Source organism: Reyranella sp. (genome assembly GCF_965279625.1).
Taxonomy (GTDB): Bacteria; Pseudomonadota; Alphaproteobacteria; order Reyranellales; family Reyranellaceae; genus Reyranella.
In genome coordinates this window covers 1,775,127-1,799,952 of sequence record NZ_OZ257251.1, presented here as the reverse complement: position 1 = coordinate 1,799,952, position 24,826 = coordinate 1,775,127, and the positions used below count along the sequence as shown (strand labels likewise).

Below are 24,826 nucleotides of genomic sequence, written 5' to 3'. Positions count from 1 at the left end.
TCTGCTAGGATAGCGACTCAGATTGAGGGAGTCTCCCATGGCCGCCGCGACCAATGCAGGACACGTCAACATCAATTCGGACCTAGGCGAGAGCTTTGGCCCCTGGGTGATGGGCAACGACGAGGAAGTCCTGAAGATCGTGGCCTCTGCCAATGTGGCTTGCGGCTTTCATGCCAGCGATCCCGTGGTGATGATGGATACGGTAAAGCTCTGCGCTCAAAATGGAGTGTCGATCGGCGCCCACCCGGGCTTCGCCGACCTGCAGGGCTTCGGCCGCCGCGTCATCAACCTCACGATCAAGGAGCTGGAGGCCAACATTGCCTACCAGATCGGCGCCTTGCAGGCGATCGCGGCCCTCCATGGCGCCAAGGTCACCCACATGAAGCCGCACGGGATGATGGCCAACATGTCGGCCGAGAGCCCGGAAATGTCCGAGGCCATCGCCCGCGCGACCCGGTCGGTCAATCGCGACCTGATTTTCCTCGCCCAGGCCAACACCGAGCAGGGCAAGGCCGCCCGCAAGCATGGACTGAGGGTCGCCGAGGAAGTGTTCGCCGACCGGACCTACACCGATGCCGGCCTCCTGACGCCGCGCAAGGAAGCCAATTCGATGATCAAGGACCCGGCCAAGGCGGTCGAGCATGTCCGGCGCATGGTCGACGAGCAGGCGATCTACTCGACCTCGGGCAAGCGCGTCCCCTGCCAGGTCGATTCCATTTGTGTGCACGGCGACGGGCCGACGGCCGTGACGGTCGCCAGGGCGGTCCGCGAGGGGCTGGAGGCGGCCGGAATCCGCATCGTGCCTCTGCCCGAGATGCCCAGCCTGCGCGCCTGATCCACGGGGCGATGCGTCGCGCTGACTTGTGGGACGCCGCTTCGCCGCTATAGTCCGGCCGATCCGGATGGGATTTCGCGGCGGGAGTGGCGTATGGCGGTGTTTGGCAAGGCTCAGTACATCAAGCGTGTCGAGGACGACCGGCTCCTGACCGGTACGGGCGGGTTCACCGACAACCTGTCGCGGCCGAACCAGGCCCATGTGGTCCTCGTTCGTTCCCCGCATGCCCATGCAAGAATCCTGAAGATCGACACGGCGACCGCCAAGACGGCGCCGGGCGTGGTCGCGGTCTTCACCTGGGCCGACATGGAGAAGGAAGGCGTCGGCAATTTCGCCTTCCCGGCCATGTTTCCTGCCGCCGACGGCAGCAAGCCCGAGATGACCCCACGCCGCTCGCTGGCGCACGAGGTCGTACGCTATGTCGGTGAAGCCGTGGTGGCGATCGTGGCCGATACGCGCGAGCAGGCACAGGATGCCGTCGAGCTGGTCGAGATCGAGTACGAGCAGCTTCCGTCGGTCACCGAGATCGAGGATGCGCTGAAGCCCGACGCGCCGCAGGTCTGGGGCGGTGCCCCCGGAAACATCGCCGGCTACAACAAGTTCGGCGACCACGCCAAGGCCGAGGAAGTCTTCAAGAGCGCTGCCCACGTCGTGTCGCTCGACATCGTGCACCAGCGGCTGATCGTGAACGCCATGGAGCCGCGCGCGGTGATGGCGGAGTGGGAGAACGACCGGCTGATCGTCCATATCGGCAGCCAGAACCCGTCGGTCACGCGCGACACGCTGTGCGACGTCATCCTGAAGATGCCCAAGGACAAGGTCCGCGTCGTCGTGCGCGACATCGGCGGCGGCTTCGGCATGAAGGTCGGCATCCAGCCGGACGAGGCGGTGGCCGTCTGGGCCGCCAAGGTGCTGAAGCGTCCGGTGCGCTGGCGCGCCGAGCGCAGCGAGGAATTCGCTGCGACGACCGCCGGCCGCGACCAGTTCCACAAGGGAGCCATGGCCTTCGACAAGGACGGCAGGATCCTGGCGCTGCGCATGGAGGCCTTCGCCAATATCGGCGCCTACCCGTCGCGCGGCGGCGTGGTCATCCCGTTGTTCGTCGGCCCGAAGGTGACGACCGGCACCTACGACATCCCGATGATCGATCTCCGGATCACCTGCGTCATCACCAACACCGCCACGATCGGCGCCTATCGCGGCGCGGGCCGGCCCGAGTGCATCCTCAACCTCGAGCGGCTGATGGATACGGCGGCGCGCCAGATCGGCATGGATCCGGCCGAACTGCGTCGGCGCAACTTCGTGAAGCCCTCGCAGATGCCCTACACCACGGCGATGGGCGAGAAGTACGATTCCGGCGACTTCAACCTCTTCCTTACCAAGACGCTCGAGGCGGCCGACTGGGACGGCTTCGCGGCGCGCAAGGCGGAAGCCGAGAAGCGCGGCAAGCTTTATGGCCGCGGTCTTGCCTCCTATGTCGAATGGACCTCGGCCAACGTCATGAACGAGATGGCGCATTACGAGGTGAAGGAAGACGGCAAGGTCGTGATCTGGATGGGCACCCAGGGCATGGGGCAGGGGCTGCAGACCAGCTTCACCCAGCTCGCCTCGGAACTCCTCGGCATCGATCCATCCAAGATCGAGATCGCCATGGGCGATTCAGATCGCGTCGGCGGTGTCGGCTCGATGGGCTCGCGCTCGGCCTATATCGGCGGCTCCGCGGTCCTGAGCGGCAGCGAGAAGCTGGTCGACAAGGGCAAGGAACTGGCGGCTGACGCGCTCGAGGCGGCGACCGCCGACATCGTCTATTCGGCCGGCCGCTTCACGATCACCGGCACCGATCGCGGCATCGGCCTCGGCGAGCTGGCGGCGAAGCAGCCCGACAAGCGCATCTTCATCGAGAACGTGAACACGGTCGACGGCATCGCCTGGCCCAACGGCGCCCATGTCGGCGAAGTCGAGATCGATCCTGACACCGGCATGGTCGAGCTCAAGCGCTATACGACGGTCGACGATGTCGGCAAGCCGCTGCACCGCCCAATCGTATTCGGCCAGATCCATGGCGGCTGCGCGCAGGGCATCGGCCAGGCGCTGCTGGAGGAGAACGTCTACGACCGCGAGAGCGGTCAGCTCGTCACCGGCTCGTTCATGGACTATGCGATGCCGCGGGCGGAGAACTTCCCGAATTTCAACAACCAGCTCGACGACACGGTGCCGGCCAAGAGCAATCCGATCGGCGCCAAGGGCGTAGGCGAGTCCGGCACGGTGGGCTCCACGCCGACCGTCATGAACGCGATCATGGACGCGCTGTGGCCGCTCGGCGTGCGCAACATTCAGATGCCGGCGACGCCGCAGCGCGTCTGGCAGGCCATCCAGGAAACGAGGAAGTAACGAGCGGGAGATGAAACAGCGTATCTTCGGCTGGATCTCCATCCTCTTTGGAATCGTCCTCTCGCTCGCCGCACTCGAAGTCACGGCGATCGTCTGGATGTACCTTGAAGACGGCCGCTACACGCCGGCTGAGGAGCTGTTCGACCGCACGCAGAACACCTACGTGCGGGATGCCACCAAAGGGACGGCGTGCCGCTATGTCGACACGCTCTTTCCGCATCCCTATGTCGGCTTCGTCCACCACGCCAACCCGCCGTGCGGCCTGCCGTGGGTCAACAATGTCGGGCTTTTCGGGCCGGACTATCCGGTCCTGAAGCCCACCGACCGCTATGTCGTGATGCTGACCGGCGGATCCGTGGCGTCGCAGCTCGGGCAGAATGCGCCGCCGCCCGCGCCGCGCTACCTCGAGGAAGAACTCAACAACAAGTACATCAGCCCGAACGGCAAGCCGTTCCTCGTCCTGAACGGCGGCGACGGCGCCTGGAAGGAGCCGCAGCCCTTCATCCTCTTCACTCTCTATGCGTCGTCGGTCGACGCGGTCGCGGTCCTCGGCGGATTCAACGAGCATTATTTCTTCTGGCCGGGCTTCGGCGAACGGCTGGAGCGACCGCTCAGCAACTTCCTCGACGTCAATCCCTTCGTTGCCGACGAGAATTTCGGCGACGCGGCGATCGGCTGGGTCATGGGCCGGATCGCCGGCACCCTGGCGCTCAATCCTGTCCTCGGCCATTCGCACGCCGCCTACATGGTGGTGAGGGGAATCGAGCAGGCCGCCAAGGGCAAGGACATCTTCAAGTCGACCAAGAAGACGACGCTGAACAGCATCTTCCATTTGCCGGAGGACATTCAGCGTAATCACAAGCTCGCCTTCGACGTCCAGCTCGACCTGTACAAGAAATATGTGCGGGCCACATTCGCCGTCGCGCGCGACAACAACGTGAAGTCGGCCTACTTCATCCAGCCCGCCCCGGCGATCGGCAAGGAGCTAACGGAGGAAGAGAAACGCGTCGTCGGCGATCTCTCCTATCGCGACATCTACAAGAACATCACCGCTGGACTCATGAGCCTGCGCGATGGCGGGGCGCCCGTCTACGACCTGACGCAGATATTCGTCGGGGAAAAGGGGACGATCTACGCCGACCACATTCACTATGCCCGGGATGCCGCGCACGAGAGCCTGGGCAACCGGATCATCGCCGCCCGGATGGCGGAGATCCTCGCGGAGGCCTGGGGGTTCCAGCGCAAGCCCTGAGAGGGCTTGCGGCGGCGATCCCGGACTGCACGCAGGGGTAGGCCCTCCACTTTGAGTCACTCTCGAAATAACTGTTGATTCACGGCCTGTGCCGAGTTTCACTGTCCGAGACGTCGCGCAGAAAAAGAGGCAGTCAACTGCCTCGTGGGCGTCGCTAGGGATGGAGCGAAACATGGCCGTTACTCGTCGGCAATTCATGAAGGTGAGCGCCGCTGGCCTCGCCGCCTCTTCCGTCGGTGCGCTCGGCTTCCTGGGGGCGGGCGAAGGGCTCGCCGCCGGTGTCCGGCCCTTCCGGCTCGAGAAGGCCACAGAGACCCGCAATACCTGCCCCTACTGTGCAGTGGGTTGCGGTGTCCTGGTCTATTCGTCGGCCGATGGTGCGAAGGACTCCAAGGCGCGGGTCGTCCACATCGAGGGCGATTCGGACAACCCGATCAATCGCGGCACACTCTGCGCGCGCGGCGCGGCGTCGCTGGGCTTCGCCAACAGCGTCAACCGCCTCCAATATCCGATGCACCGCAAGCCGGGCTCCGACAAGTTCGAGCGCGTGAGCTGGGAATTTGCGATGGAGCGCATCGCCAAGCTCGCCAAGGAAGACCGCGACAAGAACTTCATCGCGAAGAATCGCGACGGCGTCACGGTCAACCGCTGGGTGAGCACCGGTTTCCTCGCCGGCTCCGCCTGCAGCAACGAGGCGGGTTACCTCACCTACAAGGCCATCCGGTCGACCGGCATACTGGCGCTGGAGAACCAAGCACGAATATGACACGGACCGACGGTGGCCAGTCTGGCCCCAACCTTCGGCCGCGGTGCGATGACGAACTCGTGGAACGACATCAAGAATGCCGATGTCGTCCTGATCATGGGCGGCAACGCCGCCGAAGCCCATCCTTGCGGCTTCAAGTGGGTGACGGAGGCGAAGGCCAACAACGCGGCCAAGCTGATCGTGGTCGATCCGCGATTCACGCGGTCGGCCGCGGTGTCGGACCTCTACGCGCCGATTCGGCCGGGGACCGACATCGCCTTCCTGTCCGGCGTGATGCGTTACCTGCTGGGCAACGGCAAGATCCATCGGGAATACGTCAAGGCGTTCACCAACGCCTCGTACATCGTCAAGGAAGGCTTCACGTTCGAGGACGGGCTGTTCGCGGGCTATGACGCGGCGCGGAAGAACTATGTCGACCGTTCTACCTGGGACTATGAATTCGACGACCAGGGCATGGCGAAGGTCGACGAGACGCTGCAGAACCCGCGCTGTGCCATCAACCTGCTGAAGGCCCATGTCGAGCGCTACACGCCCGAGATGGTGGAGCGGATCTGCGGCACGCCGAAGGACAAGTTCCTGAAGGTCTGCGAACTGATCGCGACGACGGCCAACGGCGAGCGCTCGATGACCTCGCTCTATGCGCTCGGCTGGACCCAGCACACGACCGGTGCGCAGAACATCCGCAGCATGGCCATGATCCAGCTCCTGCTGGGCAACATGGGCATCCCGGGCGGCGGTGTGAACGCGCTGCGCGGCCACTCCAACGTGCAGGGCATCACCGACTTCGGGCTGCTGACGACGTCGACGCCGGGTTACCTTGTCCTGCCCAACGAGCGGGAGGCGACCTACGCCGACTACATGAAGGCGCGTGCCTTCAAGCCCATCCGCCCCGGCCAGACCAGCTTCTGGCAGAACTACGGGAAGTTCTTCGTCAGCCAGCAGAAGAGCCTGTTCGGCAAGGCGGCCACCCGGGAAAACGACTGGGCTTACGATTATCTGCCCAAGTTCGACACCGCCTACGACGTTCTCAAGATCGTCGACATGATGGCGGGCGGCCAGATGAACGGCCTGTTCTGCCAGGGGCTCAACGTCATGATGGCGGCGCCCAACAAGGCCAAGGTTCAGGCGGGGCTGTCGAAGCTCAAGTGGCTCGTCATCATGGATCCGCTCGAGACCGAGACGGGGCGCTTCTGGGAAAACCACGGCGAGTTCAACAACGTCGATCCAAAGGCGATCCAGACCGAGGTCTTCCAGCTTCCGACCACGGCCTATGCCGAGGACGAGGGGACATTCACCAACTCCAGCCGGGTGATCCAGTGGCACTGGAAGTCCGTGGAGGGGCCGGGCGAATCGCGTGGCGACATCCAGATCATCGCCGATCTGCACAGCCGCCTGCGCGCGCTCTACTCGAAGGAAGGCGGCGCCTTTCCTGATCCGATCGTCAATACGACGTGGAACTACGCCAAGCCCGCGCATCCCGAGCCGGTCGAACTCCTGAAGGAGATCAACGGCTACGCCCTGGAGGACCTGCCTGATCCGGCCGATCCCACCAAGGTGATGCTGAAGGCGGGCCAGTTGCTGCCGGGCTTCGCCGTGATGCGCGACGACGGCAAGACCTCGGGCGGCTGCTGGATCTACACCGGCGTCTATACCGAGGCCGGCAACATGTCGATGCGGCGCGACGCCAGCGACCCGAGCGGCCTTGGCGTCCATCCAAACTGGGGCTACGCCTGGCCAGCCAACCGGCGCATCCTCTATAACCGCGCCTCGGCCGATCCGGACGGCAAGGCGTGGAGCGAGCGCAAGAAGTACATCACCTGGAACGGCTCGCGCTGGGTCGGTGCGGATGTGCCGGATTATGCGCCCACCGTCGCGCCCGACAAGGCGGTCGGCCCGTTCATCATGAACCAGGAAGGTACGGCTAGGCTGTTCAGCCGCACCGCCATGCCCGACGGGCCTTTCCCCGAGCACTACGAGCCGATGGACGCCTACATCGCCAATCCGCTGCATCCCAAGATCACCACAAATCCGGTGGTTCGGGTGTTCGCGGCCGATGCTAAGTCCTTCGGCACGCCGGACAAGTTCCCGATCGTGGCCACCTCGTATCGCCTCGCCGAGCACTTCCACTACTGGACCAAGAACGTGCACGACAACGCCGTGGTCCAGCCGGAGATGTTTGTCGAGATGGGCGAGCGACTGGCCAAGGCAAAGGGCATCAAGAACGGCGACTGGGTCGAGGTGTCGAGCCAGCGCGGCATGATCAAGGCCAAGGCCTCGGTCTCCAAGCGCTTCCGGCCGATGATGGTCGACGGCAAGGCCTGCGACGTGATCGGCCTGCCGATCCATTTCGGTTTCGTGGGCCTTGCACGGAAATCCTACCCGCTGAACACGCTGACGCCGCCGGTTGGTGATGCCAGCACCAATACGCCGGAATACAAGGCGTTCCTGGTCGATGTGAAGAAAACCACCCCGCCGGCTTCTCAGCCGGCCGTGGCCTGATCGGGGAGGGTGAGATGTCCGTGATGCAAGCCCTCGACCTCCGTCGCCGGTCCGCCTCCAGCGTGCCGCCGCCGGCCGCCGACGCGAAAGCCGCCGTCCCGGTGGCCAAGCTGATCGACGTCAGCAAGTGCATCGGCTGCAAGGCCTGCCAGACCGCCTGCCTCGAGTGGAACCAGCTCGACCAGCCGATCGGCTACACCGACGGCACCTACAACAACCCGACCGATCTCACGACGGCCTCGTGGACCGTGATGCGTTACACGGAGTACGAGCACGGCGACGATCTCGAATGGCTGATCCGCAAGGACGGCTGCATGCATTGCGACGATCCGGGCTGCCTCAAGGCCTGTCCGGCGCCGGGCGCCATCGTCCAGTACACCAACGGTATCGTCGACTTCATCTCCGACAACTGCATCGGCTGCGGCTACTGCGTGAAGGGCTGCCCCTTCAACATTCCGCGTATCTCGCAGGCCACGAGTAAGGCCTACAAGTGCACGCTGTGCTCGGACCGGGTCGTTGTCGGCCAGGCTCCGGCCTGCGCCAAGTCCTGCCCGACACAGGCGATCTACTTCGGCACGAAGGAAGACATGATCGCCCATGCCGGCAAGCGCATCACCGACCTGAAGTCGCGCGGCTACCAGAATGCCGGGCTCTACAATCCGCCGGGCGTGAACGGCACGCATGTCATGTATGTGCTGCAGCATGCCGACAAGCCGTCGCTCTATGCCGGGCTGCCCGACAATCCCCGCATCAGCCCGCTGGTCGGCATCTGGAAGGGCGTGATGAAGCCGCTTTCGCTGGCCGCGATCGCGTTCGCCGGCGCCTTCGGCTTCATGCACTACGTCACCAAGGGACCGAACAGGGTCACCGAGCACGACGAAGAGAAGGCGGCCGAAGTGGCCGGGAGCGATCGGGCATGAGCGAACACGCCAAGTCGGTGAGCCGCTATACCACGGCGGCCCGCATCAACCATTGGGTCACCGCGGTCTCGCTGATCCTGCTCGCGCTCAGCGGGATGGCGCTGTTCCATCCCTCGCTTTACTTCCTCACCTACCTGTTCGGCGGCGGGCAGATCACGCGTGCCATCCATCCGTGGATCGGCGTCGTCCTCGCCGTCAGCTTCCTCGGCCTGTTCCTCCGCTTCTTCATGCTCAACCTGTGGAACCGTGACGACACGGTCTGGATGAAGAACCTCGGATCGGTGATCAACAACAAGGAAGAGGGGCTGCCCGAACTCGGCAAGTACAATGCCGGTCAGAAGCTCGTCTTCTGGGGGCAGTCGATCCTGATCCTCCTGCTGCTCGGCAGCGGCTTCGTGCTGTGGGACACCTACTTCTTCTCCTACACGACGATCGACCAGAAGCGGCTGTCGGCGGTTGTCCACGCGCTGTGCGCCATCGGCGCCATCCTGATCTGGATCGTGCACGTCTACGCCGCCATCTGGGTCAAGGGCACGATGAGCGCCATGACACGTGGTTCTGTCAGCGGCGGCTGGGCGTGGAAGCATCATCGCAAGTGGTTCCGCCAGGAAGTCGGCAAACCCTGACCTCCAGTCCCGAAAATCCCGCGTCTGCCTACGGCGAAAACATCCTCGGCGCCGCCGCCGAGGGTGAGCGCATTCGCCTGCCCGACCTGTCGACGGTCTTTCAACGCCGCGCCGCCCGTCTCCAGGCGCTGGCGCCGGGCCACGATCTCGAGGGGTTTCTTCACCTGATCGCGGCGCTGGTGCAGGCGCAGCACCAGGCATTGTCGGGCCTGCCACCGGGTTCGCTGCCGGGTTCGGCGGAGATCGGCAAGGCTCGCCTCGTGCAGCGTGCACCGCTTGATCCCTCGATCCGGCCACGCGACGAGAGCTGGCGTGTGGCGCTGTCGCGCATTCTCGACAGCATCGACGACAAGGTGCTGCCCGAAGCGGCCCGCGCGGCCCGCGAGGCGCTTCTGCAGGCCAGTCCCGCATCGCTCGAGGCGCTCGCCGATCGTTTCCTCGGCGGCGACGTGGCGGCCGGCGAGGCGGCGCAGGCGGTGTTCGTGGCGGCGGCCCTGCAGGTCGTGTGGACCCGCATGGCGGCCCTGCTCGATCCCGCCGATCTTTCGGGCGCCGAGGAGGGGGGCGACTGTCCGGCCTGCGGTTCGCCGCCTGTCTCCGGGCTCGTCTCGCCGGGCGGCACGAAGTTCGGCCACCGGCACCTTCATTGTTCGCTGTGCGCCACGTCGTGGCGCTACACGCGGGTGCGCTGCGTGCATTGCGGCAGTACCGACAAGATCTCGTTCCGCAATCTGGCAGGCACCTCCTATCTCCGCGCGGAATGCTGCGAGGTGTGCCAGGGCTATTCCAAGGTTTTCTATCTGGAGAAGGTGCGCACGCTGGAACCGCTGGCGGACGACCTGGCCTCGCTCGGGCTCGATGTGCTGGTGGGCGAGGCGGGCTTCGCGCGCGTACCGAATCCGTTCGTACTGGGCATGATGGAGCCGCCGGAGAAGTGATTGATCGGCCGTTGGGGCTGAGCCATGTTGGGTGTCGGCGGACCGGACGTCCGGCCTTTCTCTGGTAGGAAAAATCCCGTGTCGCGTGCCGACCGCGCCGATGGCGCCCCCGAAACCCGTCCCCTGTCGATCGATCGCATGGCCTCCTGGCCGACCGTCGCGCCGCTGATCGCGCGCGCCGGCCGCCCGCTCGTCGTCGAAGCGCTCCGGGCCTGGGTCGACGAGCGGCGGGGAACTCCCGAGGTCGCGAACGAAGCCGCCTGCGTTCCCTGGTGCACGGCGCGACTGGGTGTATTCCTGCAGCCCTCTCAGCGCCGCGTGTTCAACCTCACCGGCACCGTCCTGCACACCAATCTCGGCCGGGCGGTGCTCGCCGAGGAGGCCATTGCCGCCGCCGTCGAGGCGATGCGGTCGCCGACGACGCTCGAATACGACCTTGAGGGGGGTGCGCGCGGCGAGCGCGACGATCACATCGCGCCCTGGCTCTGCCGGTTGACCGGCGCGGAGGCCGCGACGGCGGTCAACAACAATGCCGCCGCCGTGCTGCTGGTGCTGAGCGAGCTGGCCGCCGGCCGGGAAGTCATCGTCTCGCGCGGCGAGCTGATCGAGATCGGTGGTGCGTTCCGAATTCCCGACATCATGGCGCGTGCCGGCTGCCGGCTCGTCGAGGTCGGCACCACCAACCGCACCCATCTCAAGGATTACGCGGCGGCGATCGGGCCCGACACGGCCGCGATCATGAAGGTCCATCCCTCGAACTACGCGATCCAGGGCTTCACCAAGTCGGTTGCGGCGGCCGAGCTGGTGCCGCTGGCGCGCGAAAAGGGCGTGGCGCTGATCGAGGATCTCGGCAGCGGCACCCTGGCCGATCTTGAAACCTGGGGCCTGCCGCACGAGCCGACCGCGCGCGAGGCCATCGCCGCCGGCGTCGATGTCGTGACCTTCTCCGGCGACAAGCTGCTGGGCGGCCCGCAGGCCGGCCTGCTGGTCGGCCGCAAGCCGCTGATCCAGCGCATCGCCCGCAACCCGATGAAGCGGGCGCTCCGCCTCGACAAGGTGCGGCTGGCGGCCCTCGAAGCGACGCTGAGGCTCTATGCCGATCCGGCGCGATTGGCCGAGCGCCTTCCGACCATACGCGCTCTCGCGCGGCCGGCCGCGGAAATCCGCGCGGTGGCGGAGCGGCTTCTGCCGGCAGTGAAGGCGGCGCTTGGCGATCATGCGACTGCAAGCGTCGGCGAGGTGCGCGGGCAGATCGGCTCGGGCGCGCTGCCGGTCGACCTGCTGCCGTCGTTCGCGATCGCCATCAAAGCGAAAGGCCTCGACCGGATTGCCGATCGCTTTCGTCGCCTGCCCATTCCTGTGATCGGCCGGATCAGCGACGCTACGCTCTACTTCGATCTTCGCACGCTCGACGACGAGACGGCTTTCGTCGCCCAACTGGACAAGCTCCATGTCGTGGCTGGCTAGGCTTCTCGATCGCACGCCACCGCCAGAGCAGCGGATGGCAGAGGCGCTCGCGGCGTGGAAATCCGGCAACTATGGCGTCGCCTTGGACCTGTGGGCGCCGCTCGCCCATGAGGGCAACGCACGGGCGCAGAGCAACATGGGGGCCGCGTTCCTCGAGGGGCGCGGGGTCGAGCAGGATCACGCCAAGGCAACCCTCTGGCTTCGACGCGCGGCCGAGCGGGGCGACGCCGGCGGCCAGCGCAATCTCGCCCTTTGTCATTACGAAGGATGGGGCGTGCCGCAGGACCACGTCGAAGCCGCGCGGCTGTATGAGGCGGCGGCGCAGCAAGGCGATGTCGAGGCCCAGGACATGCTGTCGTGGATGAAGCTGCTGGGCGGAGGCTGCCCGCAGGACTATGCCGGCGCCCGTCTGTGGGCAGAGAAGGCGGCGGCACATGGCAGCGCGGCGGCCATGGCCCGGCTGGGCGACATCCATCACAACGCGCTGGGCGTCGAGCGCGACGCGGCCGCGGCCGCCGACTGGTGGGGACGCGCCGCCCGGCTCGGCCATGCGGAGGCACAGGCGATGCTGGGGGCGGCCTGTCTCGCCGGCAAGGGCATCGATCGCGATGTGGTGGAAGCGCTGCACTGGTTGCGGCGAGCAGAGATGGGCGGTGCGGGCGAGCTGGCCGCCGGCTTCCTCAAGGAGGCGCGGGCCCATGCCAGGCCCTCGCAGCGTGCCGAAGCGGAGCGTCGGGCCGAGGAGCCTTTGTCATGATCGTGGGAACCGCGGGCCATATCGATCACGGCAAGACCGCTTTGGTGAAGGCGCTGACCGGCGTCGACGCCGATCGGCTCAAGGAGGAGAAGGCACGCGGCATCACCATCGATCTCGGTTATGCCTACAGCGATCTGGGCGATGGACGCCAACTCGGCTTCGTCGACGTGCCCGGTCACGAGCGGTTCGTGCACAACATGCTGGCCGGCGCCACCGGCATCGATGCGGCACTGCTGGTCGTGTCGGCGGCGGAAGGCATAAAGCCCCAGACCGTGGAGCATCTGCAGATCCTCGACCTGCTGGGCCTCGATCGCGGCATCGTTGCCCTCACCAAGGCCGATCTCGCCAACGACGACCAGCAGCTCGAGCGTATGGCCGAGATCGAGACCTTGCTCGCCACGACCTCGCTGCGCGGCGCGGAGATCGTGCCCGTCTCGTCGGTGACGGGACAGGGCATCGACGAGCTGAAGGAAAAGCTTCTGATCCTGGGCGAGAGCGGCAAGGGCGCTGCGGGCTTCGCGCGCCTTGCGGTGGATCGCTGCTTCGTCCTGTCCGGAGCGGGCGTCGTCGTCACCGGCACCGTGCACGCCGGCGAGATCAGGGTCGACGACCGGCTTCTGCTGACGCCGTCCGGCATCGAGGCGAGGGTGCGGTCGCTGCATGCCCAGAACCGGGCCGCGGCGGTGGGACGCGCCGGCGAACGTTGTGCGCTCAATCTCGCCGGACCCAGGCTCTCCAAGGAAGCGATCAAGCGCGGCGATTGGGTGGTGAGTCCGGAACTGCATGCGCCGACGGACCGAATCGACGTCCGGCTCAGCCTGCTCGCCTCCGAAGCGCAACCCCTGAAGCACTGGTCGCCGGTGCATGTTCACCTGGGTTCTGCGCATGTCATGGGACGCGTGGCGCTGCTCGAAGGCGAGAAGCTGGCGCCGGGCGACACCGCCCTCGCGCAGATCGTTCTGGACGAAAAGGTCGGCGCGCTTGCGGGCGACAGGGTCATCCTTCGCGATCCGTCCGCGACGCGCACGATGGCTGGGGCCGCGGTGATCGATCCGTTCGGGCCGCCGCGCAACCGGCGCGCCGAGCGGCGACTGGCGGAGCTGGCAGCCCTTGCCGTGAACGATGACGAGGTCCTGCAGCGGCTGCTGCGCCTGGAAAGCGGCTATGTCGATGCCGCCCGCTTCGGTCTGGCGCGCAATCTCCGCCCCGCCGAGGTCGAGACGCTCGTCGGGGCGGCGGGCGGGCAGACGCTGGAAGGCTTCGGCTTTCTTGCCGAGACGCTCGAGGCCGCGCGCACGGACATCGTCGAGACGCTCAAGGCTTTTCACGAAACCAAGGCCGATGCGCCCGGTCTCCAGGCCGAGCGGCTGAGGGTCACGCTGAAGCGCCGCTGGCCGGCAGCCGTCTTCAAGGTGCTGCTCGACCGCGAAATTCGCGCGAAGACCGTGGTCGTCGACGGCGCGTTCCTGCGCCTGCCCGGTCATTCGCTGAAGCTCGGGTCGCGTGACGAGGCGCTGTGGAACAAGATCGCGGCCGACATGACGCGCGATCGTTTCAAGCCGCCGCGCGTCCGCGACTTCGCCCAGGCCTACGGCGCCACGGAGGTCGACACGCGCCGGCTGCTGCAGCGGCTATCGAAGCTCGGACGTGTGATCGAAGTGGCGCCGGACCATTTCTTCCTGCGCCCCGTCGTGGCTGAGATGGCCGCCATCGTGAACGGCTTCGGTCACGAATTCAGCGCGGCCGAATTCCGCGACAAGCTCGACAATGGGCGCAAGCTCGCCATCCTGATCCTCGAATTCTTCGACCGGCACGGCATCACGATCCGCCGGGGCGACCTGCGCCGGGCGGTCCCGCAGAAGGCCGGACAGTACGGGCCGCCCCCTACGGCTTCGGAACCGGTCCGCTCAGGCTGACGGGCGCGGAGTCGGGGCCTGAGAAGAGGGACAGCAGGAAGCCGTGCTCCTCGTGGGGGGCGCCGCCGACATTCACGCCTCGTGCGGCGAGATCGGCTCGTTTGGTGGCCAGATCGGGAACGCGCAGTCCCGGCTGCCATGTCCCTGCCGGATTTGCCGGCGATGCTGGCTGGAGAGCCAGTCTGGTGGTGCCGGTGTCGAATTCGGCCCATTCCGGGGTCTCGAACTTGGGTTTCAGGCCGACAGTGTCGCGCCAGAAGGCAACCGCTGCGGCGAGGTCGGAGACGTTCGCGATGATGTATTTGAGCTCGACGGTCATGATCTTGAATTCCTTGAGAGATTCATCCTAGCACGGGAGGTGACAGGGGATTGGTTCTGGTGAATCATCTGCCTTGGAGGGGAAGCGCTCCCGGTGGGGCGGCTGGCCTTCAAAGCCAGAGAGGGCCGTTAGCCGGTTCTTAGTGGGTTCGACTCCCACTCTCTTCCGCCATCTTGCTTGTTTCTTCGGAGTCCAGACGACCGATGCGTACCTTAATCTTTGTCGCCCTGCTGTCGCTGGCGGGATGTTCGGCAAATTCCCAGTATTCGGAGCCTTGGACGGTGCGATCGGTCAAGCAGTCGTACGATGCGCGGGATGCCTGCCTGGCGAAGCATGCGGCCTCCTATGCCGTCGACGGTTCGGATGCATCGAGCGTTGGACGCACCGTCAGTTCGAACTGCGAGGCCGAGACGAACGCGCTGATCGCGACCAGCAACCGGCACAATGACCCGGTCGTGACGGCCGCCATCCGGCAGGATACCGATTTCAGGGCGACGGGCTACGTCCTGAAGGCCCGTGGTCAGTACAACTAGGATGTCGACCGAGGCGGAAGTGACGAACGACGACGCGACGAACGAGGACGCAAAGATCGCGCTGGCCAACCTCATGATCCGGAAGGCCGGCCTCATCCGGACCGTCCGGCACGAAATGCACAAGCAGGGCGTCGTCTACTACGTTGGCCTCACCGAGATTCTCGAGGCCATCGAGCGAGCAAAGAAAGAAGACTGATTCTCACATCTTGAAAGGATGCCGACATGCTTCGATCCATACTGACGATGACTGCGGCTGCCGCTCTCCTGGTCACTCTCGGCGCCGGCGCCCACGCGCAGACGCCGGCTGCTCCCGGTACGCCGCAAGCGGCCGGCAAGTCCGGCGCCAATGTCGGCTCGCTCACCTGCAAGGTGGCGGGCGGCATGGGCTTCGTCTTCGGCTCGTCGAAGGAGCTCGACTGCATCTTCGCCCGTACCGACGGTGTCGGCGAGAAGTACACCGGCGCCATCAAGCGCTACGGCGTCGATATCGGTTTTACCAAGGAATCGCAGATCGTCTGGCTGGTCTTCGCGCCCGGCAGCATTGCGCCTGGCGCCCTCGCGGGCGGTTACGTCGGTGCGACGGCGCAGGCCACGGTGGGCGGCGGTGTCGGCGCCAACGTGTTGCTGGGCGGCGGTAGCGGCCAGGTCACCCTGCAGCCGGTGAGCGTCGAAGGCAGCGTTGGCCTGAACGTCGCGGCCGGCGTCGCCGAGGTCGAACTCAAGTACGCCAAGTAGAGAGGCTTGCAGCGGCGCCGCCGGTCGGGTCAACTCCCGGCATGCCGTCTGCCGTAGACTCCCTGATCGCCCGCCTCCAGGCGGATTGCACCGCGGCCGAGACGGCCGAGCGCAAGGTGCGAGCCGCCGTCGAGGTCCAGATCAGGGAGGCCGAGCGGGCGCGCACCTTCGCGTGGCGCCGTCTCAGTGCGCTTTCGGACATGGCGCGGGTCGCCGCGCTGGAGCCCGATTGCGATCTCGCGGTGGAGCGCCAGCTCGAGGCCTTGTTCCGTGACATCGGCTGGATCGAGAACGGGCTGGCCGAACTGGGCGAGGGAGCCCGGCCGCTGCTCGACTGGCTGCGACCGATCGCCGAGGCGTTGCATGCCGAGGCGCATCCGCAGGAGCCGGAAGACGGCCAGCCGGCCGAGCCGCCGGTGATCGCCGATCCGATCGCGGCTTTCCGAGCCTTCGAAGCCTGGTACGAGGCCGAGCGCGGCGAGCCGTTTTTGCAGGTCTTCGATCGCTACGTGCCGCCGACGCCCGTGGTGGAATTCTAGGCACGTGATGAAAACCGACTTCGAGCACTGGCTGGTGGCTCAGTTCGCTGATACCGGCCCGTTCACGATCTTCATCCTGCTGGTGCAAATCACGTCCTCGAACGCCGTGCCGCTGCGATCGAGCTATGCCCACCTGATCGGCGCCGAGATGACGTGGAGGGAGATGCGGACGCTGCTCGATGGCGCACGGGCGCCGTGGGACGGCGTCGCCTTCTTCGTCGGCCTGGGCCACCAAGGCGGTCCGCTCCCCGACCCGGTGGCTGCGCGCAAACTGAAGGAGGTCGAGGCCGACGTGAAGGCCGATCCGCTGACGCTCAACCGCGGCCTGTTCTTCGATCGCGCGGGGCGGCATCTGCGGATCGACGAGACCGCGGCATGAGCCGCGATGGGTCGGTCCGTCGATCGGCGCGCCGTCTCACGGTTGAAGGCAGCGAGGCGCTGGAGGAGACGGTCGCCGAGGAGGTCGCGGTGGCGCTGGTCTACAACGGCATCAGCCACGCCGTGATGATGGCGACGCCGTGCGACCTCGAGGATTTCGCGCGCGGCTTTTCCCTGACCGAACGGATCGTCGGGCGGCCGTCGGAGATTTACGACATCGAGGTCGAGCCGGTCGGCCGCGGCATCGAGGTCAGGCTCGAAGTCGCGGCACAACGTATGGCGGGTCTGCAGGAACGGCGGCGCAGCCTTGCCGGGCGCACCGGTTGTGGCCTGTGCGGGGTCGACAGCCTGGACGCGGCCTTGCGCGCCGTCCCGGCGGTGTCCGATCCGCACCCGGTGGCGCGGTCGGCGATCGAGCGCGCCATGGCGGGCCTGCCGGAGCATCAGAAGATCAACCGGACGAACGGGGCCACGCATGCCGCAGGCTGGGCGTCGGCCGATGGCACGCTCGTCGCCGTGCGCGAGGATGTCGGCCGTCACAACGCGCTCGACAAGCTGGCCGGCGCGCTGGCCTTGAGCGGCGGTGCCGAGCCGGGCGGCTTCGTGGTCGTGACCAGCCGCTGTTCCTACGAGATGGTGCAGAAGGCGGCGGCGATCGGCGCGTCGGCCATCGCGGCGGTTTCCGCCCCGACGTCGCTCGCCATCGAGACGGCGAAGCAGGCGGGCGTTGCGCTGGTGGCATTCGTGCGTGAGGGTCGCCTGACTGTCTACGCCTACCCCGAGCGGATCGTGGCGTGACAAGCCAGCGCCTTTTCGGCGTCACCGGCTGGAAGAATGCCGGAAAGACGACCTTGACGGAGCGCCTGGTGACGGAGTTCGTGCGGCGCGGTTGGCGGGTGTCGACCATCAAGCATGCCCATCACGACATCGACATCGATCTGCCAGGTACGGATTCCTGGCGCCATCGTGCCGCCGGCGCCGGTGAGGTCGCCCTCGTCGGCGGGCTGCGCTACGCGATCATGCGTGAGACGCCGGAGCCGTCGATCTCGGAGGTTCTGGCGCGCCTTTCGCCGGCAGACCTGATCCTGATCGAAGGCTACAAGCGCGAAGCGCATCTCAAGATCGAGGTGCGCGCCTCGCCAGAGGCCAAGCCGCTGGCGCCGGACGATCCTGCCATCGTGGCGGTCGCCGCGGATTTCGAGCCGACTGATGTTGTCTTGCCCTGGTTCCGGCGCGACGACATCGCCGCCATCGCCGACTTCATTGCCGCCAGGACGGGTTAGGGCGCCTTCTGTCCCGTAAAGACACCACCGGCCTGATAGCGGGGTCCGTTCACCGTGAAGACGCCCGCCTGATTGTTCGGATACTGTCCCTGGCCCAGGAACAGTCCGTCCATGGTCATCGTGCGGCCGGGCGTGCTGGGGTTGGTCGTGGGCATCGTTGCCTGGAAGCCGTAGTTGCCGTTGCGGGTTGTGGTGCCGCTATAGCTGCTGTTGTTGAAATTCGCGGTGGTATTGCCACTGTTCGAGCCCATCGACCAGACCTGCGTATAGTTGCCCGTCCCGAGGGAGAACTGGCCGTTGTTTCTCACGAGACCCGTCATCGAGCCATTGTAGGTGATGGTCTGTGTCGCCTGTCCGGAGTTGCTGACGACATTCGTTGGCAGGGTCGGTGCGTTGGACGGCGCCGTTTCGAACGCATTGGTCAGGGCGTTAGTCAGGATATTGCTGGGATTGGTGTTGCGCGGTCCCGGACCGCTGCCGAATCGCTCCCCCAGTGTCTTGCCCGAGCCCTGGCCCGAATTGGAATCGGAGAAACCTGAATTCTTGGCGGCCTGATCACCGCCGCCCGACTGCCCGCCGCCCTTGCTGCCTTCGAGCTGGGCCAGAAACGCGCCCAAGGCACCGGGCGGCACGGCGCTGGCCAGGCCTGGCAGGGCCCCGAACAGTGTCGTCACCTGGAAGCCGGGACGCGTGACGATCTCGAACTTGCCGCCGGCGCCGACAGTCATGCTGATGCCGAAGACGAAGATCGACATCGTCTCCTTCTGGTCGACGTTGAAGATGCTGATGCCGCCGCGGATGCCGATCGTGCTCGACGGCGTGGTCACGGTGATGGCGTTGGTCTTGCTGATCTTGCCGCCGACCAGGCGGAACACGCCCTTGCTGGCATTGATGGCGAGGTCGCCGGTCTTGCTGGCCGGATCGTAAACGAACTTGTCGATGGTCAGCTGGGCGTTCGGGCCTACCGACAGCGACGTGCCGTCGAGGAACATCAGATGGGCACGGTCATTGGCCTGGGTCGTGATCAGTTCGTTGGCCTGCACGTCGACGCCCACGCGCAGCACACGCTCGACTTCGCTGGGCGGCTTGCCGCGGGGATCGCCTTCGGACGCCGAGGTGACGCCGACCTTGGCGCTGGCGGCGACGGGCAGGAGAGCGGTGCCCGCAGCAACAAGCGCAGCGGTCAGCAGGGACAGGTTCGCGCCGGCAAGTCTGGTGGACACTGTGATCTCCTCAGCGGCGCTAGAAGCGCCAGGTTACTCCGATGAGCGCACTGTTGTTCGTGAACGCGTAGTTGGGAATGTCCGCCGACCTCACGAACCTTCCGCCCGATACCGTGAACATCGTCCGCTGATCGAAGGGAACGGACAGAGTTATATTCAGGATCGTGTCCGTTTGCTGTCTGGTAACGGACGGATCCACGACGGCGTCTGGCTGGTCATAGTACCACCACTGCACGTTCGCAAACAGGCTGATGCTCCACGGCATCTCGCTCTTGAACAGCGGGTCGGCGAAGGAGAAGGACATGCCGCCGCCAGCGCCGTAGAGCGTGTAATTCTGCCAGGGCGTGCTGTCGGTCTGGTAGCGCTGCAGATTGCCGTTGGCATAAAGCATCAGCGCCTCGTTCACTTGATACTGGAACGTGGAATTCGCCGAGTATTCGACGCCGGTGAACTGGTTGTTGGTCGGGATATACCAGCTGTTCTGGTACATCTGCCGCCGCCAGACGAAGTTCGTGGTGTTGCGCAGCTTGTCCGACAGCAGGGTGCCCACTTCGAGACCGGACCCGAAGCTGCCGTAGTAGGGAACGTCGTTGACCCAGATGTAGCCCACCGTGCCGAACGGCTTCAGGCTGACATCCTGGAAAATGCCCTGGAAGGCCTGGAAGCGCGGGCCGGACGTCAGGTCTAGAATCGACACATTCGCCGCCTGGATCTGGAACTGGCGGTTGAGATAACCCGAGAGCTGGGTCTCGAGCTGGCCGCGGTTGTTCTGCCCGAGATCATAGGTATGGCGCACGAAGCCCGAGGTCACGGCCCCCCAGTCAGCGGTGCCGAGCCCCGCCTGGTTGAGATTCGCGGTCTGCCCGAACAAGCGGACGCTGGAAGTCGGCGGGCCGAGATTTGCGTTCGATTGATAACGCATGCCGGCGAAGATCTCGCCGCTGAACCGCGACTTGGCCAGGCGCTTCTCCGACTCGGCCAGGAATTGCTCGGCGCGAGCCTTGACGTCGGGTGGAAGCGACGCCGACTTGAGTGTCATCTCGAAATAGGTTCGGGCCACTTCGAACGAGCCCAACCGATAATAGAGCACGCCCAGCTCGAGGCGGACGCGCGGCAGGTCCGGGTCCACCACCAGCATGCGTTCGAGGGCCGAGATCGCGCCTTCGAGATCGCCCGTCTTCGACGCGATCATGGCGAACTTGAACAGCACGTCGAGATCGGACGGCTTCTTCAGCATCTCCTGGAAGGCCGCGTCGTACTCGGCCTCGTCCGCCGCCGAAACGGCTGCGGTCTGCGCGAGGGCCGTCGATGCGCCTGACACGACAGCACCGATGCTGCCGGCCAAGAGCACAGCAAAGAGGCTCGCGCATCGTCCGAACCTACTCACGATGATTCTCCCCCCGTTTCCCGTTCGTGCGGGAACGTCTGCTCAGAGAGAATGAAGCAGGAGGGGTGCTAGATCAACCAACTCCGAGCGACGAGTGCCCAGGCGATTAAAGGGCCGGCGCGAGCGGCACGCATCCGCAAGACCATGCGGCGGTACTGACGATCTCCAAGGGCCGTCACGAACCGCTCTTGCTCGCGGATCATCGCAGTGAGCATGCGGTCAAGCATGAGCGAGTAGGTATTCCCCCAGTTGCGGCTCGACAGATGGAGCCTGCCCCCCAGCACCGGATTGTCCGCCGCGCCGTTACGGCCGTGGAGACGGTAGGCATAGAGCGCGTCGTCGATCAGCAGGGAGCCCGCGACCATCTGGGCCATGACGACCAGGTAGAAATCCATGTGCAGACGGAACGCTTCGTCGTCCTCGGGAAAGACTAGATTGACCAGTGAGCGACGGAACATCATCGACGAGGTGCTGACCCAGACCCAGTGCACCACGCGTTTTGTGTAGAGGCGGTAGGGCGTGTGGCCTTGCCAGGCGGCCGTGCCGCGCGCCGTATCGAGATTCGGAACGCGGCTCGCGTCGAGTGGCACGAACGCCTGGTCGCGATCGGCGCGGGCGCGGTCCTTGCCGAACCAGTACATGCCGCCGGCGATCAGTTCGTCCTGTCCGTTTATCAGGCGCGCGTTGCAGGCGGTGAAGCCCACCGCGTAACTCTCGTTCAGGTGCGCGGCGAGATGGCGTTCGAGGAAGTCGGGGTTCCAGAGATCGTCGGAATCGAGGAAACAGACGAACATCGCGCTCGTCTCGGCGAGGCCGCGGCGCGTGGCGCCGGTCTGTCCGACATTCTTGTCGAGACGGATGTGCCGAAAGCGGGAGTCTGCAAGCTCTGCGAGCGCCTGCTCCACGACCGCGACCGAATCGTCGGTCGAGGCGTCGTCGACGATGACACACTCGAAGTCGCGCAACGTCTGCTGCGCGACCGAGCGGATGGCGGCGGCGATGTAGTCACGGCAGTTGTAGCACGTGACGACGACCGAGATGCGCGGAAGCCTGGCTTCGGTCACTTCGCCGGTCCGAGGAAGTCGAAGTCGACGCCTTCGTCGGCCTGCAGCACGGTCTTGAAGAACAGGCCGGTGTAGCCGCGGTCGCTGCCGGGATGGGGGGGCGGCGCCTTCCAGTCCTTGCGGCGCGCCGCCAGGGTCTTGGCATCGACATGCAGTTCGAGACGGCGCTTGGGCACATCGAGCGTGATGCGGTCGCCGGTCTTGACCAGCGCGAGCGGGCCACCGACGGCGGCCTCGGGCGCGACATGCAGCACGATGGTGCCGAACGCCGTGCCGCTCATGCGCGCATCGGAGATGCGGATCATGTCCTTCACGCCCGCACGTGCAAGCTTCATCGGGATGGGAAAGGATCCCGCCTCGGGCATGCCGGGCGCGCCCTTGGGGCCGGCGTTGCGCAGCACGAGAATGTCCTCGGCGTTCACATCGAGATCAGGATCGTCGCCGCGCGCCGCGAGATCCTCCAGGGAATCGAACACCACGGCGCGGCCGGTATGGGTCATCAGCGCGGGCGAGGCGGCCGCGTGCTTGATGACGGCGCCGCGTGGCGCGAGATTGCCGCGCAGCACGGCCATGCCGCCGGTCGGTTTGATCGGATCCTTCGATGTGCGGATCACCGTCTGGCCCGGCACGATCTCGGCGGCGTCGATGACCTGCTTCAGCGTCTTGCCGGCGACCGTCCTGCACTTCTCGTCGAGGTTCTTGCGGATCTCCTTCATCAGGCGCGAATTGCCGCCTGCCCAATGGAAGTGCTCCATGTAGTGATCGCCGGACGGCTTCAGGTCGACCAGCACCGGCACGTTGCGGCCGATCTCGTCGAACTCCTCCAGCTCGATCTCGATGCCCAGCCGGCGTGCCACGGCGGTGAGATGCACCAGGGCGTTGGTCGAGCCGCCGATCGCCTGGAGCACGGTGAGGGCGTTGCGGAAGGCGGCCTTGGTCATGATCTCGCTGGGCTTCGGGCCCTGCTTCACGGCCATTTCGGCCGCGAGTCGGCCGGTCTGCTCGGCGATGCGCAGCCGATCGGAATGTGTGGCGGGGATCGACCCGCTGCTCGGCAGGCCCATGCCCAGCGCTTCGACGATGCACCCCATCGTGCTGGCGGTGCCCATCACCATGCAGGTGCCCTTGGTCGGGGCGAGCCGCTCGCTCACCTTCTCGATATCGGACTCCGAGAAGGTGCCGGCGCGATACTGACCCCACAGGCGGCGGCAGTCGGTGCAGGCGCCCAGCACCTCGCCCTTGAAATGGCCGACCAGCATCGGTCCCACCGGCAACACGACGGCCGGACGGTCGGCGCTGGCCGCGGCCATGAGCTGGGCCGGCAGGGTCTTATCGCAACCACCGATCAGTACGACGGAATCCATCGGCTGGGCGCGGATCATCTCCTCGGTGTCCATCGACATGAGGTTGCGCAGGAACATGCTGGTGGGATGGGAGAAGCTCTCGTGGATCGAGATGGTCGGGAAGACCATCGGCAGCGCGCCAGCCAGCATGACCCCGCGCTTCACCGCCTCGATCAGGTCGGGCACGTTGCCATGGCAGGGATTGTAGTCGGAGAAGGTGTTGGTGATGCCCACGATCGGCCGGTCGAGCGCATCGTCGGAATAGCCGCCGGCCTTGATGAAGGCCTTGCGCAGGAACAGCGAGAAGCCCGCATCGCCGTAGGTGGCGAGACCCTGACGCAGCCCGGTTTCCTTCTTCGGTGCAGCCTTCGACGTCCGGCGCTTGGCAGTTGCCATCTCAATTTCTCTCCCTGGAATGCTGCATTTTGTCAGGTCGGCCCATCGCCGACCAGACCGGCCGCCCAGCCCGCATGCGCCGCGGCGTCGCGACTATCGGCGATGGTCCGCGCGAGTTCGAGCCCCATCAGAGCCCCGAACTTGAAGCCGTGACCCGAGCATGGCGACATGGCCCACCCCTTGGCACCCGGCTTCTCCACGATGAAACGCTCGTCATCAGTGACGCTGTAGAAGCAGACCTTGAGATTTCGGATGGTCCAGCGCTCGAAACCATCGAGCAGGCTGCGGCAGCGGTCGAGCAGGGCGCTCATTTCACTTTCCTGCGCATGGCGGCCTGCGGCTGGGTCCCCGGTGCGGCTGAATTCGTGGTCGCCGACCTTCATGCCGCACCCTCGGACAGGCGGCACCAGGTAGAGGCCGACATCGCCGGTCTTCTCGATGATCATCGGGCCTTTCGCCCAGGCCGCGCGCTGGTCCTCTGGCAGATCGAAATAGACAACCACCTGGCGCGAGGGCACGACGCGGGCGCCGAGCGCGGGGAGGAGCCGGGGCGCCCAGGCGCCGGCCGCCACCACCACGACATCGGCGCCATGGACCGCGCCAGCCTGCGTGACGATGCGGCCGCTTTCGAGATCGACCGACCGAACAGGCGTGTTGGTGTGAAGCCGCACACTGGCCTGCCTGCCGAGATGGCGCACGAGCGCGGCCACGATGTCCTGCGCCAGCAGCACGCCGCCCGTGTCAATCCAGAAGGCGCGCTCGAGGCCCTTCGTATCGAGCAGGGGAAAGCGGCGTGGCAGGTCGGCCATTGAAAGCTCGGTCATCGGCCGGCCGATCGAGGCGAGGGCGGCAGCCGACCGTTCCGCCCAGTCGGCGCCGTTGCCGCTCAAGGCGAGCGTCCCGGTCGGTTCGTAAAGGGTTTCTCCCAGGTCGGCCCACAGCAGGTCCCAGGCGGCATAGGCCTCGTCGATCATTCGGGCGTAGCCGACATGGGTGCCGTAGGGATGGCGGATCAGGCGATGCTCGTCCATCGAGGAGGCCAGCATGTTGGGCAGCGCGCCCTGCTCGAACAGTTCGACCTCGTGACCTTGGCGCGCCAATGCCCAGGCTGTCGCAAGCCCCATAATGCCGCCACCGACAATGATCGCTTTCATGCGCGTCCCTGCTTTAAGGGGCATTTAGACCCCCTCTGGAAGGTGTTGCAAATGCGGCCGCCATGCGCGTTGATGCCGCCGGCACTTCCACAACCGCGAACTAGT

At 65.9% G+C, this 24,826-nt stretch carries 23 protein-coding genes and 1 tRNA gene; 18 read left to right on the top strand and 6 right to left on the bottom strand.

From position 1 onward, the window contains the following. Positions 1-37 precede the first annotated feature (37 nt). The 10 genes from ACQY78_RS08780 (at position 38) to selB (ending at position 14,367) form a co-directional block, all read left to right on the top strand. The gene (locus ACQY78_RS08780) at positions 38-835 is read left to right on the top strand and encodes a LamB/YcsF family protein (protein WP_428684703.1); all 798 of its coding nucleotides are present in this window, start codon (positions 38-40) and stop codon (positions 833-835) included. 93 nt (positions 836-928) lie between these two features. Beyond that, positions 929-3,226: a xanthine dehydrogenase family protein molybdopterin-binding subunit gene (locus ACQY78_RS08775; RefSeq protein ID WP_428684701.1), complete on the top strand. Its 2,298-nt coding sequence runs from the start codon at positions 929-931 to the stop codon at positions 3,224-3,226. Positions 3,227-3,236: 10 nt separating this feature from the next. After that, a complete protein-coding gene (locus ACQY78_RS08770; protein ID WP_428684699.1) occupies positions 3,237-4,478 on the top strand; it encodes a hypothetical protein in 1,242 nt (413 codons plus the stop codon). Positions 4,479-4,650: 172 nt separating this feature from the next. Next, positions 4,651-7,743: a formate dehydrogenase-N subunit alpha gene (fdnG, locus tag ACQY78_RS08765; RefSeq protein ID WP_428684697.1), complete on the top strand. Its 3,093-nt coding sequence runs from the start codon at positions 4,651-4,653 to the stop codon at positions 7,741-7,743. A gap of 14 nt (positions 7,744-7,757) precedes the next feature. After that, positions 7,758-8,663, top strand: a complete 906-nt coding sequence (fdxH, locus tag ACQY78_RS08760) for a formate dehydrogenase subunit beta (RefSeq protein ID WP_428684695.1) — start codon at positions 7,758-7,760, stop codon at positions 8,661-8,663. Then, entirely contained in the window at positions 8,660-9,289 is a 630-nt protein-coding gene (locus tag ACQY78_RS08755; protein WP_428684693.1) for a formate dehydrogenase subunit gamma, read from the top strand. Before fdxH ends, ACQY78_RS08755 begins: the two co-directional genes overlap by 4 nt. Then, a complete protein-coding gene (gene fdhE, locus ACQY78_RS08750) occupies positions 9,259-10,227 on the top strand; it encodes a formate dehydrogenase accessory protein FdhE (RefSeq protein WP_428684691.1) in 969 nt (322 codons plus the stop codon). The genes ACQY78_RS08755 and fdhE overlap by 31 nt, the downstream gene beginning before the upstream one ends. A 138-nt stretch (positions 10,228-10,365) precedes the next feature. Further along, on the top strand, positions 10,366-11,694 hold the full coding sequence (gene selA / locus ACQY78_RS08745) for an L-seryl-tRNA(Sec) selenium transferase (protein ID WP_428686342.1): 1,329 nt from the start codon (positions 10,366-10,368) through the stop codon (positions 11,692-11,694). Between the two features lie 34 nt (positions 11,695-11,728). Further along, positions 11,729-12,451 (top strand): tetratricopeptide repeat protein, encoded by a 723-nt coding sequence (locus tag ACQY78_RS08740; protein WP_428684689.1) that lies wholly within the window; start codon positions 11,729-11,731, stop codon positions 12,449-12,451. Continuing rightward, positions 12,448-14,367, top strand: coding sequence for a selenocysteine-specific translation elongation factor (gene selB / locus ACQY78_RS08735; RefSeq protein WP_428684687.1), 1,920 nt, complete (start codon positions 12,448-12,450; stop codon positions 14,365-14,367). The genes ACQY78_RS08740 and selB overlap by 4 nt, the downstream gene beginning before the upstream one ends. Here the strand turns inward: selB and ACQY78_RS08730 are convergent. Next, on the bottom strand, positions 14,336-14,686 hold the full coding sequence (locus ACQY78_RS08730; protein WP_428684685.1) for a VOC family protein: 351 nt from the start codon (positions 14,684-14,686) through the stop codon (positions 14,336-14,338). The genes selB and ACQY78_RS08730 overlap by 32 nt on opposite strands. Before the next feature lie 75 nt (positions 14,687-14,761). Here ACQY78_RS08730 and ACQY78_RS08725 point away from each other — a divergent pair. The 8 genes from ACQY78_RS08725 (at position 14,762) to mobB (ending at position 18,154) form a co-directional block, all read left to right on the top strand. Continuing rightward, positions 14,762-14,857 (top strand) — tRNA-Sec (locus ACQY78_RS08725). A 32-nt stretch (positions 14,858-14,889) separates the two neighbouring features. Continuing rightward, positions 14,890-15,219 carry a hypothetical protein gene (locus tag ACQY78_RS08720; protein ID WP_428684683.1) on the top strand — a complete coding sequence of 110 codons (330 nt, stop codon included), beginning with the start codon at positions 14,890-14,892 and terminating at the stop codon, positions 15,217-15,219. Position 15,220: 1 nt separating this feature from the next. Further along, entirely contained in the window at positions 15,221-15,415 is a 195-nt protein-coding gene (locus ACQY78_RS08715; RefSeq protein WP_425064514.1) for a hypothetical protein, read from the top strand. A 26-nt stretch (positions 15,416-15,441) separates the two neighbouring features. Further along, positions 15,442-15,954 carry a DUF992 domain-containing protein gene (locus ACQY78_RS08710; RefSeq protein WP_428684681.1) on the top strand — a complete coding sequence of 171 codons (513 nt, stop codon included), beginning with the start codon at positions 15,442-15,444 and terminating at the stop codon, positions 15,952-15,954. 41 nt (positions 15,955-15,995) lie between these two features. Continuing rightward, the gene (locus ACQY78_RS08705; RefSeq protein WP_428684679.1) at positions 15,996-16,493 is read left to right on the top strand and encodes a hypothetical protein; all 498 of its coding nucleotides are present in this window, start codon (positions 15,996-15,998) and stop codon (positions 16,491-16,493) included. A gap of 7 nt (positions 16,494-16,500) precedes the next feature. Continuing rightward, positions 16,501-16,872 carry a hypothetical protein gene (locus ACQY78_RS08700; RefSeq protein ID WP_428684677.1) on the top strand — a complete coding sequence of 124 codons (372 nt, stop codon included), beginning with the start codon at positions 16,501-16,503 and terminating at the stop codon, positions 16,870-16,872. Then, positions 16,869-17,669: a formate dehydrogenase accessory sulfurtransferase FdhD gene (gene fdhD, locus ACQY78_RS08695; RefSeq protein ID WP_428684675.1), complete on the top strand. Its 801-nt coding sequence runs from the start codon at positions 16,869-16,871 to the stop codon at positions 17,667-17,669. Before ACQY78_RS08700 ends, fdhD begins: the two co-directional genes overlap by 4 nt. Continuing rightward, entirely contained in the window at positions 17,666-18,154 is a 489-nt protein-coding gene (gene mobB, locus ACQY78_RS08690; protein ID WP_428684673.1) for a molybdopterin-guanine dinucleotide biosynthesis protein B, read from the top strand. Before fdhD ends, mobB begins: the two co-directional genes overlap by 4 nt. Here mobB and ACQY78_RS08685 read toward each other — a convergent pair. The 5 genes from ACQY78_RS08685 to ACQY78_RS08665 form a co-directional block, all read right to left on the bottom strand. Then, the gene (locus tag ACQY78_RS08685; protein ID WP_428684671.1) at positions 18,151-19,377 is read right to left on the bottom strand and encodes a FecR family protein; all 1,227 of its coding nucleotides are present in this window, start codon (positions 19,375-19,377) and stop codon (positions 18,151-18,153) included. The genes mobB and ACQY78_RS08685 overlap by 4 nt on opposite strands. A gap of 19 nt (positions 19,378-19,396) precedes the next feature. Continuing rightward, complete coding sequence (locus ACQY78_RS08680) at positions 19,397-20,698, bottom strand: tetratricopeptide repeat protein (RefSeq protein ID WP_428684669.1); 1,302 nt, start codon at positions 20,696-20,698, stop codon at positions 19,397-19,399. Positions 20,699-20,832: 134 nt separating this feature from the next. Beyond that, positions 20,833-21,828, bottom strand: a complete 996-nt coding sequence (locus ACQY78_RS08675) for a glycosyltransferase family 2 protein (protein WP_428684667.1) — start codon at positions 21,826-21,828, stop codon at positions 20,833-20,835. Further along, entirely contained in the window at positions 21,825-23,567 is a 1,743-nt protein-coding gene (locus tag ACQY78_RS08670) for an IlvD/Edd family dehydratase (RefSeq protein WP_428684665.1), read from the bottom strand. The genes ACQY78_RS08675 and ACQY78_RS08670 overlap by 4 nt, the downstream gene beginning before the upstream one ends. Before the next feature lie 32 nt (positions 23,568-23,599). Continuing rightward, complete coding sequence (locus ACQY78_RS08665) at positions 23,600-24,721, bottom strand: FAD-dependent oxidoreductase (protein ID WP_428684663.1); 1,122 nt, start codon at positions 24,719-24,721, stop codon at positions 23,600-23,602. Positions 24,722-24,826 lie beyond the last annotated feature (105 nt).